Genomic DNA, 16,597 nt, shown 5'->3' with positions numbered 1-16,597 from the left:
GCCGGCGGCTTTCTTGTCAACGGATCGCGACGTCATACGCCAGGCTGGTGACGGCGATCGCGCCGCCGTGGCGACCATGCTGGCACGGGCCTTTGCCGGCGATCCGGCGATGACGTATCTCTTCCCCGACCGCGCTACGCGTCCCGCACGACTGTCGCGGCTGATGCGGCTGCTCTACGATAGCGACGGGCGCGGCGGCATGCGGCTGGTGACGGGCGCGGCCGAAGCCGCGACATTGTGGCGCGGGCCAACCGCGGCGAACGTCGGATGGGGAGAGGTGATCGCGTCTCTCTGGCCGCTGCTGGCGACCTTTGGTCCGGCGCTGCCCCGCGCGCTGCGGCTGAGCCGAACGATCGAGGCGCATTTCCCGCCCCAGCCCTTCTGGTATCTCCACGTTGCCGGGGTGGAGCCGGCGCTGCAGCGGCGCGGGCTGGGCAGCGCCGCGATCCGTGCGGGGCTGACCCGCGCGACGGCGGACGGCATGCCGGCGTATCTCGAAACCGCGACCGAACGGAACGTCCGGCTGTATCGGTCACTGGGGTTCGAGGTTACGGGCGAGTGGCAAATGCCCGGCAACGGCCCGCATTTCTGGTCGCTGATGAAGTCGGCTTGAGCCTGTCTGGAAGCAAATCCTAGAACACTCCCGGCACGAACCGCTTCACTCGCGCGGCATAGGCGTCGTACGCCGCGCCGAACTGGTCGCGCAGCAGCCTTTCCTCGTGGCTGATGCGCATCCACGTGCCGAAGGCGTAAAGCGGTACGCCGACGATGAGGTTGCGAGAATGGCCAAGCGCCGTGGCCAGCGCCAGCATGTAGAGGAATAGGGCAACGTAGATCGGATGACGGACGATCGCGAACGGGCCGTTCGTCACCAGCGTATGATCGTGGCGCGTTTGCGCGACGAGCGCCCAGTTCCTGCCCATCGCCCGCGACGACGCGTCGAACAGCCCGATCGACCCCGCCACCAGGACCAGCACGAGCAACCCCTCTACGATCGCGGTCGCCGAATACGGATCGAGCGTCACCCGAACCTGCCCGATGCCGGCGCAGGCGAAGCCGATCCCCTGAACGGCGATCCACCACCACGATTTCGACGCGCGACTCGTGATCGCCGGCGCTCCGCCGCTCGCGGCACGCGACCGCGCCGCCACCAGGGCCACGACAAACACGAAAAGACCCAGATACAGGACAGCCAGCCCAGGCAAGCCTATTGGATCAACGACAATGAAACGCATCCCCACCTCCACGTCCGTTCCTATACCTACCGTGTTATGGCTGCAATACACCCTGTCTGGCTCATTGCGGCAGGGCGCGCCATGCCCGGGCATCCTCGATCGCCTGCGACCGACGCAGGATGCGGGCGAACGGATCGAGGACGACGTGCGTGTCGGCGGGAACGGTGATCGTCGCGGTGTTGCCCGGCATCTCGACGCGCCGCATCTGGTCGCCGACCAGCACCTCGACCGGCATCGGGAAGGGCAAATTGTCGGGCGCGGCCCAGGTCAGCGTCAGCGTGTCCCCCTGGCGCTTCTCGATCAGGTCGGGTAGCGCGGCGCGGCGCAGATAGACGTCGAAGAACCAGTCCAGGTTCCTTCCGGTCACGCGCGTGACGAAGCCCTGATATTCGCGGGTCGAGCCGTAGCGCGGCGCGAAATTCCCCGGCCTGGGATCGGGCCGGCCATAGACTTCCAGCCGCGTCACGTCCCAGAATGCCTTCTCCCCGATCAGGAATCGTAGCGTGTGGAGCATCCACGCGCCCTTGCTGTAAATGTCTCCTCCCGGACCGCCCTTTTCCGGCTCGTACACTTCCTCCTCGGTCAGCGGCCGGTCGCGGATCAGCGGCACCTTGGCGACGATGGTGAGGCGTTGCGCCTGCATCATCGTGGCGTATCGCGCATAGCCCTCGCGCCACAGTCCGTAAGCGGGCTGCATGTACTGGCCATAGCCTTCGTGCAGCCAGTAATCGTCCCAATTGGCGGCGGTCACCTGGTTGCCGAACCATTCGTGGCTAAATTCGTGCTGGAACAGCCAGTCGAAGCCCTCGGGCGCCTTGGCATAGCCATTGCCATAAGCGTTGATCGTCTGGTGCTCCATGCCCAGATGCGGCGTCTCGACCACGCCGACCTTCTCGTCGCCGAACGGATAGGGGCCGACATTGGCCTCGAAGAAATCGAGCGTAGGCGCGAATTCGGCGAACAGCCCGCGCGCCTGCTGCTCCTCGCCCGGCAGATACCAGTAGAACATCGGGATCGTGTTGCCATAGCGGCTCCGGTAACTGCCGCGCAGCTCTTCATACGGCCCGACATTGAGGGCGATGCCATAGGTGTTGGGATGCTTGACCTCCCAGTTCCAGGTGGTGCGGCCGTCGGCCAGCGTATCGACGCTCCTCAGCACGCCGTTGGACGGCGCCTTCAGCCCCGCCGGCACGGTGATGTGGAGCGCGACCCTGGCCGGCTCGCCGGTCGGAAAATCAAGGCAGGGCCACAATATGTCGCAGCCGAAGCCTTCGCTGGTCGTCGCGAACCAGAGCCTGCCGTCCTTGGTCGTCGACCACACGACGCCGTCGTCCCAGGGCGCGCGCACGGCGACGTGCGGCGTCCCGCCGAAGACGATCGTCGCGCGCAGCGTCTCGCCGGCGGCATAATGGCGGGGCAGGGTGACGATCAGCTTGCCTTGCGGATTGGTGAAGGCGCCGGCCGGCAGCGCAATGCCGTCCACCGCCACCGATCGTGGCCCCAAATTGCGGTCGAGGTCGATCAGCAGCCGGTCGATCGGTGCCTTCGTCGTGAAGGCCAGCACCGCCCTGCCGCGCAGTTGGCGCGTTGCGGGCAGGACTTCAAAGCTCAGGTCGGCCAGGTCGAAGCGCAGCGCGGCCTGCGCCGGATCGACCGGGCCGCCCGATTTCTGCGTCTGCGCGGTGATCGGCGGTTCGCCCTTTCCGGGCAGCGTGGCGGCGCCCGACGATCCGGCCAGCGCCAGCGCCGCCATCGCCAGCTTCACCGGCGAACCTCCGTGAGGGCGGGCGCGCCGCCGCCGATGATCATACGCCGATTGATGGATTTGCGGGCGATCCCATATAGGTGATGAAAGATGCCCCGGGCGGGCATTGTCGGAGTATCCATGACCCAGTCCTTCCCCGTATTGCCGCTGCGCGATATCGTCGTCTTCCCACACATGATCGTGCCGTTGTTCGTCGGCCGCGACAAGTCGGTCGCCGCGCTCGAGACCGCCATGGCCGCCGACAAGGAGATCTTCCTGGTCGCCCAGCTCGATCCGGCGGAGGACGATCCCGGGCGCGACGACCTGTATTACATGGGCGTCGTGGCGACGATCCTCCAGCTGCTCAAGCTGCCCGACGGCACCGTCCGCGTGCTGGTCGAGGGCAAGTCGCGTGCGCGGCTCGTCGAGTTGGGCGGCACCCGGGATCACCTGATCGCGAGCGTCGAGGACGTGGCCGAGGAGAATGTGACGAGCGTCCACATCGCCGCGCTGATGCGGTCGGTGGTCGATCAGTTCGAGAATTATTCGAAGCTCAATCGCAAGCTGCCCGCCGAGACGGCGGTGCAGATGAGCGAGATCGAGGAAGCGTCGCGACTGGCCGATTCGATCGCCGGCAATATCGCGATCAAGGTTGCCGACAAGCAGGCGCTGCTGGTCGAGCTCGACCAGTCGAAACGGCTGGAGATGGTGTTCGCCTTCATGGAGGGCGAGTTGGGCGTCCTCCAGGTCGAGAAGAAGATCAAGAGCCGTGTCAAGCGCCAGATGGAGAAGACCCAGCGCGAATATTACCTCAACGAGCAGCTCAAGGCGATCCAGCGCGAGCTGGGTAATGAGGGCGACGAGAGCGACGGCGACGAGATCGCCGAGCTGACCCAGAAGATCGCCACGCTCAAACTGTCGAAGGAAGCGCGGACCAAGGCCACCGCCGAGCTCAAGAAGCTCAAGACGATGGCTCCGATGTCGGCCGAGGCGACGGTCGTGCGCAACTATCTCGACGTCCTGCTGGGCCTGCCCTGGGGCAAGAAGTCGAAGATCAAGAAGGATATCGCGACCGCACAGGCGGTCCTCGACGAGGACCATTATGCGCTGGAGAAGGTCAAGGACCGGATCGTCGAATATCTCGCGGTGCAGGCGCGGACCAACAAGCTGAAGGGGCCGATCCTGTGCCTGGTCGGCCCGCCGGGAGTCGGCAAGACGAGCCTCGGCAAGTCGATTGCCCGGGCGACCGGGCGCGAGTTTATCCGCCAATCTTTAGGCGGTGTGCGCGATGAAGCAGAAATTCGGGGCCACCGGCGCACCTATATCGGCTCGCTGCCGGGCAAGATCGTCACCAACCTGAAGAAGGCGGGGGCCAGCAACCCGCTGTTCCTGCTCGACGAGATCGACAAGCTCGGCCAGGATTTTCGCGGCGATCCGGCGTCGGCGCTGCTCGAGGTGCTCGATCCCGAACAGAACAACAAGTTCAACGACCATTATCTCGAGATCGACATCGACCTGTCCGACGTGATGTTCGTGACCACCGCGAACACGCTCAACCTGCCGCAGCCATTGCTCGACCGGATGGAGATCATCCGGCTGGAGGGCTATACCGAGGACGAGAAGGTCGAGATCGCCGAGCGCCATTTGCTCGCCAAGCAGGTCGAGGCGCATGGCCTGAAGGGCGGCGAGTTCACGCTGACCCAGGACGGCCTGCGCGCGCTGATCCAGAAATACACGCGCGAGGCGGGCGTCCGCACGCTGGAGCGCGAGATTGCCAAATTGTGCCGCAAGGTGCTGCGCCAGATCCTCGAAGGCAAGACCGCGAGCGTGACGATCACGCCCGACAACCTCGCCGGTTTCGCCGGCGTGCAGAAGTTCCGACATGGCCTGTCCGAGACCGAGGACCAGATCGGCGCGGTCACCGGTCTGGCCTGGACCGAGGTCGGCGGAGAGTTGCTGACGATCGAGAGCGTCACCGTGCCCGGCAAGGGCATGGCTAAGGTCACCGGCAAGCTGGGCGACGTGATGAAGGAATCGATCGAGACCGCCTTCTCGTTCGTGAAGGCGCGCGCGCCTTCCTATGGCATCAAGCCCAGCCTGTTCGCGCGCAAGGACGTCCACATCCATCTGCCCGAAGGCGCGGTGCCCAAGGACGGCCCGTCGGCGGGCATCGGCATGGTGACGTCGATCGTCTCGACGCTGACCGGCGTGCCGATCCGGCGCGAAGTCGCGATGACCGGTGAAGTGACGCTGCGCGGCCGCGTCCTGCCGATCGGCGGCCTCAAGGAAAAGTTGCTGGCGGCATTGCGCGGCGGCATCGAGACCGTGTTGATCCCGTCTGAGAACGAGAAGGATCTCGTCGAGATTCCCGCGAACATCAAGGCCGGCCTGAAGATCGTGCCGGTCGAGCATGTTGATCAGGTGCTCGCCCTAGCGCTGGTCGAGCCGCTGACCGCGATCGACTGGACCGAAACGGACGAACTGGCGGCACAGCCGCCGGCGACGGTCGCGGCGGTGGGCGAATTGCATCATTGATCGATGCAGGGCGGGGCCCCGCTGCGGTCGGTGTCCCGCGCCGGCGCAACTTGGCGCATTGTTGCGACAATGCACCTGAATTGCTTTGACACGTCAAGGTGCAGCCGCCTTACTGGCTCGCTTGGAACCAGCGAGTCTGGTGTCCACGACCTGGACAAACGGGGGTTTTGCCAATGAACAAGCAGGAACTGATCGGGTCGGTCGCCGATACGGCCGGGCTGAACAAGGGGGATGCGGTCAAGGCGGTCGAGGCCGTATTCGATACCATTGGCAATGCGCTCAAGAAGGGCGACGAGGTTCGCCTGGTCGGTTTCGGCACATTCTCGGTTTCCAAGCGAAAGGCATCGACCGGCCGCAATCCGCGCACGGGCGAGCCGATGACGATCAAGGCGTCGTCACAGCCGAAGTTCAAGGCCGGCAAGGGGCTGAAGGATTCGGTAAACTAGGACGATTGCTCCAGGTCGCCGTCATCGACCCCGCGGTTGCCGGGGCTGGACAGGGCCCGGACGCTTTCGTAGAGGCGCCTTTACCGACCAATAGCCAGGTCACGGGCGCGTAGCTCAGCGGTAGAGCACACCCTTCACACGGGTGGGGTCACAGGTTCAATCCCTGTCGCGCCCACCAGGTTGCAACGGAGGCAGGGCGCGGGCCGCTTGCCATGGTTGACGGCGTATCGCCTTGCGGATCGGCGACTTGGAGTTGATCGGCAGAATTGCGCCGGTCATGAGGCCGCGATCACGAATTGAGGGGTTATTGATGCGTTTCGTCCTAATGCCGTCCTTATTGGCGTGCGCCGCCTGCACGTCGCAAGGGTCCAACGCGTCGCATACCGATACAGCCAACCTTGCCACCGCGGCGACCGGTGGAATGTTGGGCGCCGAACCCAAGACATCGGCCAGCGCGCGGGCCGCGCGCGCCATCGTGGTGCGTTACTTCAACCTGATCAAGCAAGGTGACTATCGCGGCGCGTACCTGCTATGGGGCAATCAAGGGGCGGATACGCGGGGAAGCGTCAACGATTTCAAGGCCAGCTTCGCGCCTTACTCGACTTATGACGCAGTCGCCGGCGAGCCGACCGATATTAGGGTGGCCGATCGCCAACAATATGTCCTGGTGGCGGCTAAGCTGCGCGTCATCGGCCGCAAGACCGGCCGAATATCTAATCGCGCCGGGTCGGTGATGCTGCGCCGTTCGGCAGATCCCAAGGCGTCCTCGGCCGACCAGTACGCATGGCGAATCTGGGGGGTGGACCTTCGCGAGTCGCACTGAATACCAAGATATTCCGTCGCCATCGCCATATCCCGAACAGACTGCCTAATGTGACTGAGAAGTTTCTAGGATATGACAGAAATATTGCTTGACTAGCTAGTCTGGTAGCTGGGAACTTACCCCCGTTTATCTTTGCTGACTGTCACATTAATATAACTTGTGCACTCTAGTCGCCCGTCCATCGGTATCGCAGCCTGGCAACGACCGTCTGCGCTCCATAGTCATTTCTCTGGCACCGCCGGTGAAGCAAAAGGGGACAGTCATGAAGGTTCTTCGTAACGCGCTGCTGGCGAGCTGCTCGGCGGTCATTCTGAGTGGCTGCGGCGCGGCCGACATCGCTTCGCCGGGCACCGGCGGCAATGTCACGATCATCAACAATCCGGCGCCGACCCCAACGGCAACCCCGACGCCGACGCCCACCACGACACTGGTGACGCCAGCTACCGGCTGCCCGACGATCGCCGATGCGCAAGGGTTGCGAGATCAGGGAACGATAACCGGGCCGACCGGCAGCTATCGCGTCTGCGCGCTGCCGTCGCGCATCGTGCGCAGCATCACGCTGAACAAGATTGCGGGCGTGCTGTATCAGCTGCCCGGCCGCGTCGACGTCGGGTATGACAATGGTCCGACGCCGCTGAGCGCAACCAACACCAGGACAGTGACCCAGCCCGACGGCACGACGACGACGCTTACCGCCGATTCGAACGTGACGCTGACGATCCAGCCCGGCGTGATCGTCTATGCCAATACCGGGGTTTCCTGGCTGAACATCAATCGCGGCAACAAGATCAGCGCGGTCGGCACCGCCACCTCGCCGATCATCTTCACCAGCCGCGACAATGTCCTTGGCCTGAACACTGATACGTCGTCCGGCCAATGGGGCGGCGTCGTGCTCTCGGGCCGCGCGCAGATAACCGATTGCGCCGCGCCCAATGCGACCCCGGGCACGGTCGCCTGCGAGCGCCAGACTGAAGGCGCAGTGGATCCCGCGCTGTACGGCGGCATCAACAACAGCGATAATAGCGGCCAGATCAGCTACATGCAGATCCGCTATTCGGGGTATATCCTCTCGGCCAATACCGAACTGCAGTCGCTGACCACCCAAGGCATCGGCGATGCCACTGTCATCGACCACGTCCAGTCGTTCAACAGCTCGGATGACGGCGCCGAATTCTTCGGCGGCCATGTCTACATGAAATATTATATTTCGGTGGGCGCGGAGGACGACAACCTGGACACCGACACCGGCATAAAGGGTAATTTCCAGTACGTCATCGTTGCCCAGCGCCCTAACAGCGCCTCGGCGGGAGCCGATTCGATGATCGAGGCTGATTCGGATAACACGGTCGATGGCGACAATCCGCGCCACAACGTCATACTCTCGAACTTCACCTTCATCGACCGGGTCAACAACGCTGCCTCCGACATCGCCTCGATCCTGATCCGCGGCGGCGCCGATTATACCCTGGTCAATGGCATCCTGGTCAACCAAGTCGCCAATCCCTGCCTGCGCCTCAGCCGGGCGCAGACCGCATCGACGACGCAGAATGCCGCAATCGACGAGATTGGCGCACCGATCTTCCGCTCGGTGGTCTTCTCGGGATGCGCGACGCAGAAATATGTCGGCTCGAACGGCCCCACCGATGCCCAGGTTGCGGCTATCTTCGGCACCGGCACCAACAATAATAACGATGCCTTCACGTCGACGCTGACCAGCCTGTTCATCAATGGCGCCAACGAGACTGCGGTGCCGGCGTTCGACGCCAGCACGCTGAACGGTTTTTCGTTCAACGGCATCAACGTGACCAAGGCCGGCTTCTTCGACAAGACGACCTATATCGGCGCGGTCAAGGATTCGACCGACACTTGGTACAGGAACTGGACCTGCAACAGCACCTCGGCCGATTTCGGCGCCAGTAATACCGGCCTGTGCACCTCGCTCCCGACGACCTGAGGCACGCTGCATGACGGGAGCGGGGCGCCGGCCGGCGACCCCCGCCCTTGCCACAAGGGTTGAAGAGGGGGTTCGAAGATGCCGAGGTCGTTGCCGCTAGCCAGCTTGCTGCTGTTGTCATCCGCGCTGGTGGCGCCATCCGTTGCCAACGCCCAGACCAGCTCCGGTGGTGCCGGTGGATCGGGTGGCCAATCAAGCGGCACAATCACGCCGCCGGCCGACCCCCAGACCACTCCGGCCGAGGAGCCGACCGACGTGTCGGTGCCGGGATCGAACGGCGACATCGTCATCGTCGGCCGGCGCTCCAGCGACTTGTCGCGGACGCGGCCGCAGGTTGTCTCGGTATTGTCGAGCGCCGACATCGCGCGCACCGGTGAAGGCGACATTGCGGGCGCGCTCGGCCGCGTCACCGGTCTCAGCGTGGTCGGCAACGGCTTCGTCTATGTCCGCGGGCTTGGCGACCGCTATTCTCTTGCGCTGCTTAACGGGTCGCCGCTGCCAAGCCCCGAGCCGCTCAAGCGCGTGGTACCCCTGGATATCTTCCCGACCAGCGTGATCGCATCGTCGCTGGTGCAGAAGAGCTACTCGGTCAACTTTCCCGGCGAGTTCGGCGGCGGTGTCATCAACCTCACGACCAAGGCGATCCCGACCGAATCGTTCCTGGCGGTCGGGGGCGGCATCGGCGTCGATACCGAAGTCACGGCCAGGCTCGGTTATACCTATTTCGGCAGCTCGTCCGACTGGACGGGCTTTGACAACGGCACACGTGATTTGAAGCCCGCGCTCGCCGCCTATCTGCGGAGCGGCAACCGGATCAGCTCGGGCACGGTCGATACGCAGGCGATCGCCAGCCAGCTGGTTACCGGGCGCAATTCGGTGATCCAGCGCAACACCGACATGCCGCCGAACACCGCCGCGACCATCACCGGCGGGACCTATGCCGATATCGGCTCGGTGCGGCTCGGAATGATCGGGTCGGCTGGCTACAGCAGCAAGTGGCGGACGCGCGACACGCTCCAGCAGACGGCGTCGACCCGGGACCTGTCGCAGAAGGAGCTAGATTTCGAACGCGTCATTACCGACGACCGCATCGTCGTGAACGGTCTGCTCGGCTTCGGGCTGGAATTTGGCGAGAACAAGATCCGTTGGACCAATCTCTATATCCGCGATACGCTCAAACAGGCACGGCTGGGCGTCGGCACGCGCGCGACCTCGGGCTCGGGGACGCTGCAGCAGCAGGATACCGCCTGGTTCGCCCGCCAGTTGATCGATACACAGATCGTCGGCGAGTTCACGATCACGCCCGAAATCAGCCTCGACCTGCGTGGTGGCTATGCCAACTCGAAACGCCAGTCACCCGACGAGTTCAGCTTTGAATATTCGCGCAGCAATTCGCCGACCGACATCTATGGCAGCTATTTCGTCAACCGGCTGAATAACGGCCAATCGGGTAGCGGGACCGTCAGTTACTCGAACCTGAACGAGGACCTTTATTCGGCTGGCGCCGATCTGACGTACAAACCCGCATCCTGGTTGACGACAACGGTCGGCTATGGCTATTCCGATACCCAGCGAAAGACCGAGCGCCGCGACTTCCAGTTCAGCGCGCCCGGCACGCTGCCGGCCGGCGTCTCGCTGCTTCGACCCGATCTGCTGCTCGAACCAACCGTCATCAATTATTTTAAGATCAACCTGATCGACACCAACGAAGCAAATCCGGTGTTCCTGGCGAAACTGCGCAACCATGCCGGTTACCTCCAGCTCCAGGCGCAGTTCACCCCCGAGCTCAGCCTAGATACCGGTGTGCGCTACGAGGCCGCCAACCAGACCGTGACGCCGGTTCAGGTATTTACCGTACCTACCGCGTCGCTGGCGGGCACCGCGCTGAAACGCAATTATTGGTTGCCTGCGGCGACACTGACCTACAAGTTGACCGATCAGATGCAGCTTCGGCTGAATGCGTCGAAGACGATCGCGCGGCCACAGTTTCGCGAGTTGATCTATCAGCTATATTACGATCCAGACAGCAACCGCCAATATCGTGGCAACCCGCTGCTCGTCGACAGCCAGCTGTACAATGCCGAAGCAAGGTTCGAATGGTATTTCGCGCCCCAGCAACGATTCTCGATTGCCGGTTTCTACAAGCGCATCGACAAGCCGATCGAGACCTTCGCAAGCTTCAGCGACAATGCCGTCGTCAGCAGCTTTGCAAATGCGCCCAAGGCTGATCTGTACGGTGGCGAAGTGGAGGCGGTAAAATATTTCGACCTGGGCGGCCTGGGCGCAGTGTTCGATACGCGGCGGCTGGTGGTCAGCGCCAATTACACCTACACCAAATCGAAGATCAAGGTGACGGCTAATGATACCGTTGCAGTATTTGCGGTTTCCTCGACCAGAGCGACGGACTTCTTTGTCGATGGCTCGCCCCTGACCGGCCAGTCGGATCACCTTGCCAATTTGGAGATCGGGTTCGAGGACAAGGATCGATTGTCGCAGCAAACGTTGTTGCTGACCTATGCGAGCGACCGCGTGACCAATCGTGGCGCATCTGGTCAGCCCGATATCATCGAACGGCCCGGCTTCCACCTGGACCTGGTGTTGCGCGAGGGCTTCGATTTTCTTGGCCTGAATAGCGAGTTGAAGTTCGAGGCGCGCAACCTGACGAGCACAAAATACCAGGAGTTCCAGCAGTCCGGCGCCAACCGGGTCTATTACAATCGCTATAATGTCGGCACGGTCTTCAACCTGAGCTTCGGCGTCAAATTCTGAATGCGTGCGGCGCAACCAGAAGCTCGGGATGTGGCATCGTAAGCGTCTGCCAAGGTCGCTGGCGGAACCACTTTGTGATGACGTACTTCACGCCCGCGCGGACCTGCATGCCTTGGTGAAGGGTGCTCGGATTGACGCTGCCGTCAGGACGCAGATTGTTCCAGGCGAGCAGCTTACCGGCCTCCGGCTGGACGATCTTGTCGATCGCCTTGAAGCGGGTGGCGCCGCCGGCGGGGGGGGCGTTTAGATAGATCATCACGGTCCAGGTGCGGTTGCCGGCGGCAGATGTGTATTTTTCATAGTCGACGCCGGTCGGATCGAAGTAATCGGTATGCCCCTTGAATTGCTGACCCACCGCATAACGCTGGCCCTGCATCGGTTCGCCATGCGCGGGATCGAGGCCGATAAAGTCGGCGATCAACCCGTCCACCGCGGCGACGACCGGGTCATCAGCGCCGAGGTCGCAGGTCTCGCTGGTCCTGAACTGGGCATCGCCATTGAAATTGGCCACTTCAGACGGCCGCCGCTGCGCCTCGATCCGGTCGATGAGCGCGGCGCACGTCGCGCCGTCCAGAAACGCCCGGCGCTGGAACAGCGTCAGCCTGGCGGTCGGCGTGCGCTGGACGCCGGGGGCAGCGGTCAGCCGCGCGATGACCGGTTCGGGGGGAAAGCCCGATCCCGGCCCGGATTCCGGCAGCGGCACGATCGACGAGTCGGCGGACATGACGCGATCCACCTGCCGCAAAACCAACACCATAGCCAGCCCCGCAACCTTCCCCTAAACAGCCGCCTTGTGGCAATCAGGGTCACCCATCGCCTGACCGGCAGGGGACCAAGCGGGGGAGCCGAATGCGTTTGTCGTTGAACCCCGGCGCGCGGGCGCTGCTGCGCCGGTTGCCCAGGACCAACCCCTATTCGATCGCCGAGCTGCTGCTGCTGGCGGTGCTGGCGGTGCAGAGCGCGCGGCTGGTCTGGGCAATGGTGACCCCGCTCGGCCCGCTGGGCGACTGGCGGCTGGCCGAGCCGGGCGTGGCGGGGTCGCCGGTGGCGATCCTGAAGGGGTTCGACCCGTTCTTCCGCACCAGCGCGGGCACCGCGAAGACGTCGGTGGTCACCTCGCTCCAGCTGACCTTGTTCGGCACCACGATCGGCGCCGGCGGCGGATCGGCGGTGATTGCGGGGCCGGACGGAGTGCAGCAGAGCGTCGGGGTCGGCGAGGACATCGTCCCCGGCGCCAGGCTGAAGGCAGTGGCGTTCGACCATGTCACGATCGATCGGGGCGGCGCCACCGAGGAACTCTATATCGACCAGTCGGGCGCCGTACCGGCGGGCGTTCCTTCCGCTGCGGGGTTGCCGCCGTCGAGCGCCCCGGTCGGCCGTCCACCGACCGGCCCGGGCATCGGCGTCTCGGCCGCAGAGATCAAGTCGGACATCGCCTTCATCCCGCGCATCGACGGCGGGCGGATCAGCGGCCTGGTGGTCCGCCCGCAGGGCAGCGGCGGCGCGTTCCGGGCAGTCGGGCTGCGCGACGGCGACGTCGTCACTGCCGCCGGCGGACGGCCGATCGCCGCCCCGGCCGATATCGACCGCATCGTCGCCGGGCTGACCCCCGGCGCCAACCTGTCGCTAACCGTCGAGCGGGGTGCCGACACCCTGCCGATCGCCGTCACCATAAGGGGCCAATGAAGAAATCGATCCTTCCCGTCGCGCTGGTCGCGGCGATCGCGCTGGCCGTCACCGGCCCGGCCGCCGCGCAGACCAGCGTCAACATGCGCGATGCCGATATCCGCGCCTATATCGCCGATGCGGGGCGCGTCACCGGACGCACGTTCATCATCGACGCGCGCGTCCAGGGCAAGGTGACGGTGATCAGCGAACGCCCGCTGTCGCGGTCCGAATATTTCGAGATGTTCCTGGCGACCCTGCGCGCCAACGGCTTTGTCGCGGTGCCGACGTCGAACGGGGCGTTCCGCATCCAGCCGCTGGACAATGCCGCGTCGCAGCCCAGCCGCATCGGCAGCGCCGGCGCCAACCGCAACCAGTTCGTGACCGAGATCGTCCGGCTGCGCTCGATCGACGCCGCCGCCGCCATCGACAGCGTACGATCGCTGGTCAGCCCGCAAGGATCGGTGAGCGCCAATCGCGGATCGAACGCGGTCGTCATCGTCGATTTCGCCGACAATGTCCGCCGCGTGCGCGAGGTGTTGCGCCAGCTCGATACCGATCGCGCCGCGACCAGGGTGGTCGCGCTGAAGAATGCCAGCGCCAAGGAGATCGCCGCCGCGCTGACCGCGCTGATCGGCGGCGGCGGCGGGGCGGGCGCGCCCGGATCGGGAGGCTCCGGCGCGTCGGTGGTGGCGGTGGAAAGCTCCAACGCGGTGGCGATCCGCGGCGATGCGGCGACCGTGGCGCGGCTGGCCGCAATGGCCCAGGACCTCGACCAGAAAGCGCGCAACGGGCAGGAAATCCGTGTCGTCTTCCTGGAAAATGCCGATGCCGAACAATTGCTGCCGGTGCTCCAGCAGCTGGTCGGCGAGCCGGTCACCCAGCCGAGCACGTCGCCGCCGCTGAGCTCTGCCGCCAGCCTGTCGAGCGGGTCGAGCGGCGGATCGACGACGGGCAGCACGCCCGCCCCGACCGTCGCGCCGGCGCCCGCCATAGCGGGCGCGACAGGCGGCACCGGCACGCCGGCGATTACCGGTATCGGCGGTCGCACCGCCGCGGTCATCACCCGTTTCGCGGGCGCCAACGCGATCGTCATCGCCGCGCCCAGCGACGTCCAGCGCCAGCTCGCCGACGTCATCGCCAAGCTCGATACGCGGCGCGAACAGGTGCTGGTCGAGGCGATCGTCGCCGAAGTGTCGGACAGCACGGCATCGCGGCTGGGCGTCCAGTTCCTGCTCGCGGGCCTGCCGGGCAGCGGCATCCCGTCGGCAGCCAGCACCTTTTCCAACACCGCGCCGAACCTGCTGACGATTGCCGGCGCGATCGGCGCGCGCGAACTGGCGACGACCACCACGACCGTCAACGGCCAGACCACCGTCACCTCGACCAACAATGCGGTCAGCGATTCGCTGGCGCAATCGGCGGTGTCGTCGATCCTGTCGGCGACCGGCGGGTTCGGCGGGCTGGCGACGACGATCGGCAAGGACGCGATCTTCGGGTCGATCATCAACGCGGTGAAATCCGATACCACGTCCAACCTGCTCCAGGCGCCGTCGGTCATCACGCTCGACAATAACGAGGCGCGGATCCTGGTCGGGCAGGAGATACCGATCACCACCGGCCAGGCGCTGTCGACCAATTTCGACAATGCGTTCCGCACCGTCCAGCGCGAGAATGTCGGCATTCAGCTGCAGGTGAGGCCGCAGGTCAATTCGTCGGGCGGCATCAAGCTGTACCTGCGCCAGCAGGTCAGCTCGATCGCCGGGCCGGTCAGCGGCGACAATTCGGACCTGATCCTCAACAAGCGCGAGGTCGAGACCGTGCTGACGGTCGATGACGGGCAGATCGCGGTGATCGGCGGGCTGCTGAGCGACGACGAGCGGCGGACGATCGAGAAAATCCCGCTGCTCGGCGACATCCCCGGGATCGGCGCGCTGTTCCGGTCAAAGGCGCGGACGCGGACCAAGACCAATTTGATGATCTTCATCCGTCCGACGATCCTGCGCACGGCAGAGGATACCCGCCGCGTCACCGAGCAGCGCTATGGCTATTTGCGGCTGCAGATTTCCGGGCAGAAACCCGATGAGGAACCGTCGATCGACCAGCTGGTCCGCGATTACCTGGGAACCGCGCCGCCGATCCCGTCATCGCCGATCCCCGGCAATATCGACGATCCCCGGATCACCGTGCCGACCATCGGCGGCAGTTCGAGCACCATCATCAAGGCGAAGTAGATGAACGTCACGATCCGTACCGGCGACGCGATCGATGCGCAGGACGCGATCGCGGCAGCGGGGGCGCCGCCGGTCGTCGCAACGGTCCTGCCGCCCGAGACGATTGCAATGCCCTATCTGTTCGCGCGCCGGTTCGGCGTGGTGCTCGACCGCGGCGCCGACGGGAAATTGACGGTTGCGATGCGCGAAGGCGCCGATCCCAAGGTCCTGCTGGAGGTGCGCCGCCACCTGATGCGGCCATTCGCGGTCGAGATCGTCGCACCCGCCGCGTTCGACCGGCTGCTCGGCGAGCGTTATGCGATGGACGGCCAGGCCGCCGCCGCCGCCGCGGGATCGCTGGGACTGGGCGACGACCTAGACATCCTGGCGACCGACCTGCCGACCGCCGACGATTTGCTCGATACCGCCGACGACGCCCCGGCGATCCGGCTGATCAACGGCATTATCGCCGACGCCGCGCGCAACGGCGTGTCGGACATCCATATCGAGCCGTATGAGACGGGCCTGGTGGTGCGGATGCGGATCGACGGCGTGCTGCGTGAAACGCTGCGCATGCCGCCCCATGTCGCCCCCGTCGTGGTCAGCCGGATCAAGGTGATGAGCCGCCTGGACATTGCCGAGCGCCGCGTTCCCCAGGACGGGCGGATGGGGCTGACGCTGGGCGGCAAGCTGCTCGACGTACGCGTCTCGACGCTGCCCAGCCGCGCCGGCGAGCGCGTCGTGCTGCGTATCCTCGACAAGGACAATGCCGGGATCGACCTCGACGTGCTCGGCATGACGCCGGCGCTCAACCAGATGATGCATTCGATCCTGTCGGAGCCGAACGGCATCGTGCTGGTCACCGGGCCGACGGGATCGGGCAAGACCACCTCGCTCTATGCCGCGCTGCGCACGCTGAACGACGGCAGTCGCAACATCCTGACGGTCGAGGACCCGGTCGAATATGCCATTGACGGCGTCGGCCAGACCCAGGTCAACCCCAAAATCGGGCTGACCTTTGCCGCGGGCCTGCGCGCGATCCTGCGCCAGGACCCGGATGTCGTGATGGTCGGCGAGATCCGCGACCGCGAGACCGCCGAAATTGCGGTGCAGGCGTCGCTGACCGGGCATCTGGTGCTGTCGACGGTCCACACCAATGACGCGGTCGGCGCGATCACCCGGATGCGCGACATGAAGGTCGAGCCGTTCCTGC

Annotated in this window: 12 protein-coding genes and 1 tRNA gene; 10 read left to right on the top strand and 3 right to left on the bottom strand. The window is 64.9% G+C overall.

Translation table 11 applies throughout. From position 1 onward, the window contains the following. The first annotated feature begins 13 nt into the window (after positions 1 to 13). Positions 14 to 613, top strand: coding sequence for a GNAT family N-acetyltransferase (locus ACFE7K_RS03525; RefSeq protein ID WP_375396780.1), 600 nt, complete (start codon positions 14 to 16; stop codon positions 611 to 613). 19 nt (positions 614 to 632) lie between these two features. Here ACFE7K_RS03525 and ACFE7K_RS03520 read toward each other — a convergent pair whose 3' ends face one another. Together ACFE7K_RS03520 and ACFE7K_RS03515 are read right to left on the bottom strand one after the other, a co-directional pair. Further along, complete coding sequence (locus ACFE7K_RS03520) at positions 633 to 1,169, bottom strand: methyltransferase family protein (RefSeq protein ID WP_375396779.1); 537 nt, start codon at positions 1,167 to 1,169, stop codon at positions 633 to 635. A gap of 127 nt (positions 1,170 to 1,296) precedes the next feature. Beyond that, positions 1,297 to 2,988 (bottom strand): M1 family metallopeptidase, encoded by a 1,692-nt coding sequence (locus ACFE7K_RS03515; RefSeq protein WP_375396877.1) that lies wholly within the window; start codon positions 2,986 to 2,988, stop codon positions 1,297 to 1,299. A 132-nt stretch (positions 2,989 to 3,120) separates the two neighbouring features. Between ACFE7K_RS03515 and lon the strand changes: the two genes are divergently transcribed. From lon to ACFE7K_RS03485, 6 genes are all read left to right on the top strand, one after another. Further along, complete coding sequence (lon, locus tag ACFE7K_RS03510) at positions 3,121 to 5,514, top strand: endopeptidase La (protein ID WP_375396778.1); 2,394 nt, start codon at positions 3,121 to 3,123, stop codon at positions 5,512 to 5,514. A gap of 173 nt (positions 5,515 to 5,687) precedes the next feature. Beyond that, positions 5,688 to 5,960: an HU family DNA-binding protein gene (locus ACFE7K_RS03505; protein WP_375396777.1), complete on the top strand. Its 273-nt coding sequence runs from the start codon at positions 5,688 to 5,690 to the stop codon at positions 5,958 to 5,960. 103 nt (positions 5,961 to 6,063) lie between these two features. After that, positions 6,064 to 6,138 (top strand) — tRNA-Val (locus tag ACFE7K_RS03500). A 54-nt stretch (positions 6,139 to 6,192) separates the two neighbouring features. Then, the gene (locus tag ACFE7K_RS03495; RefSeq protein ID WP_375396776.1) at positions 6,193 to 6,783 is read left to right on the top strand and encodes a hypothetical protein; all 591 of its coding nucleotides are present in this window, start codon (positions 6,193 to 6,195) and stop codon (positions 6,781 to 6,783) included. A gap of 262 nt (positions 6,784 to 7,045) precedes the next feature. Further along, positions 7,046 to 8,737 (top strand): hypothetical protein, encoded by a 1,692-nt coding sequence (locus tag ACFE7K_RS03490; RefSeq protein WP_375396775.1) that lies wholly within the window; start codon positions 7,046 to 7,048, stop codon positions 8,735 to 8,737. Positions 8,738 to 8,815: 78 nt separating this feature from the next. Next, entirely contained in the window at positions 8,816 to 11,506 is a 2,691-nt protein-coding gene (locus ACFE7K_RS03485; protein WP_375396774.1) for a TonB-dependent receptor domain-containing protein, read from the top strand. Here the strand turns inward: ACFE7K_RS03485 and ACFE7K_RS03480 are convergent. Further along, positions 11,496 to 12,230 carry a prolyl hydroxylase family protein gene (locus ACFE7K_RS03480; protein WP_375396773.1) on the bottom strand — a complete coding sequence of 245 codons (735 nt, stop codon included), beginning with the start codon at positions 12,228 to 12,230 and terminating at the stop codon, positions 11,496 to 11,498. The two genes, ACFE7K_RS03485 and ACFE7K_RS03480, sit on opposite strands and share 11 nt — an antisense overlap. A gap of 125 nt (positions 12,231 to 12,355) precedes the next feature. Between ACFE7K_RS03480 and ACFE7K_RS03475 the strand changes: the two genes are divergently transcribed. The 3 genes from ACFE7K_RS03475 to ACFE7K_RS03465 all read left to right on the top strand — a co-directional run. Next, positions 12,356 to 13,192: a type II secretion system protein N gene (locus ACFE7K_RS03475; RefSeq protein ID WP_375396772.1), complete on the top strand. Its 837-nt coding sequence runs from the start codon at positions 12,356 to 12,358 to the stop codon at positions 13,190 to 13,192. Beyond that, positions 13,189 to 15,405, top strand: a complete 2,217-nt coding sequence (gene gspD, locus ACFE7K_RS03470; protein WP_375396771.1) for a type II secretion system secretin GspD — start codon at positions 13,189 to 13,191, stop codon at positions 15,403 to 15,405. Before ACFE7K_RS03475 ends, gspD begins: the two co-directional genes overlap by 4 nt. Positions 15,406 to 15,513: 108 nt before the next feature. Beyond that, positions 15,514 to 16,597 (top strand): GspE/PulE family protein (locus ACFE7K_RS03465; protein ID WP_375396876.1); only part of this gene is annotated, 1,084 nt, incomplete at its 3' end.

It is taken from the genome of uncultured Sphingomonas sp., from assembly GCF_964244265.1.
Taxonomy (GTDB): Bacteria; Pseudomonadota; Alphaproteobacteria; order Sphingomonadales; family Sphingomonadaceae; genus Sphingomonas.
The sequence above is the reverse complement of the archived record's forward strand: the minus strand, read 5'-3'. Positions and strand labels throughout refer to the sequence as shown.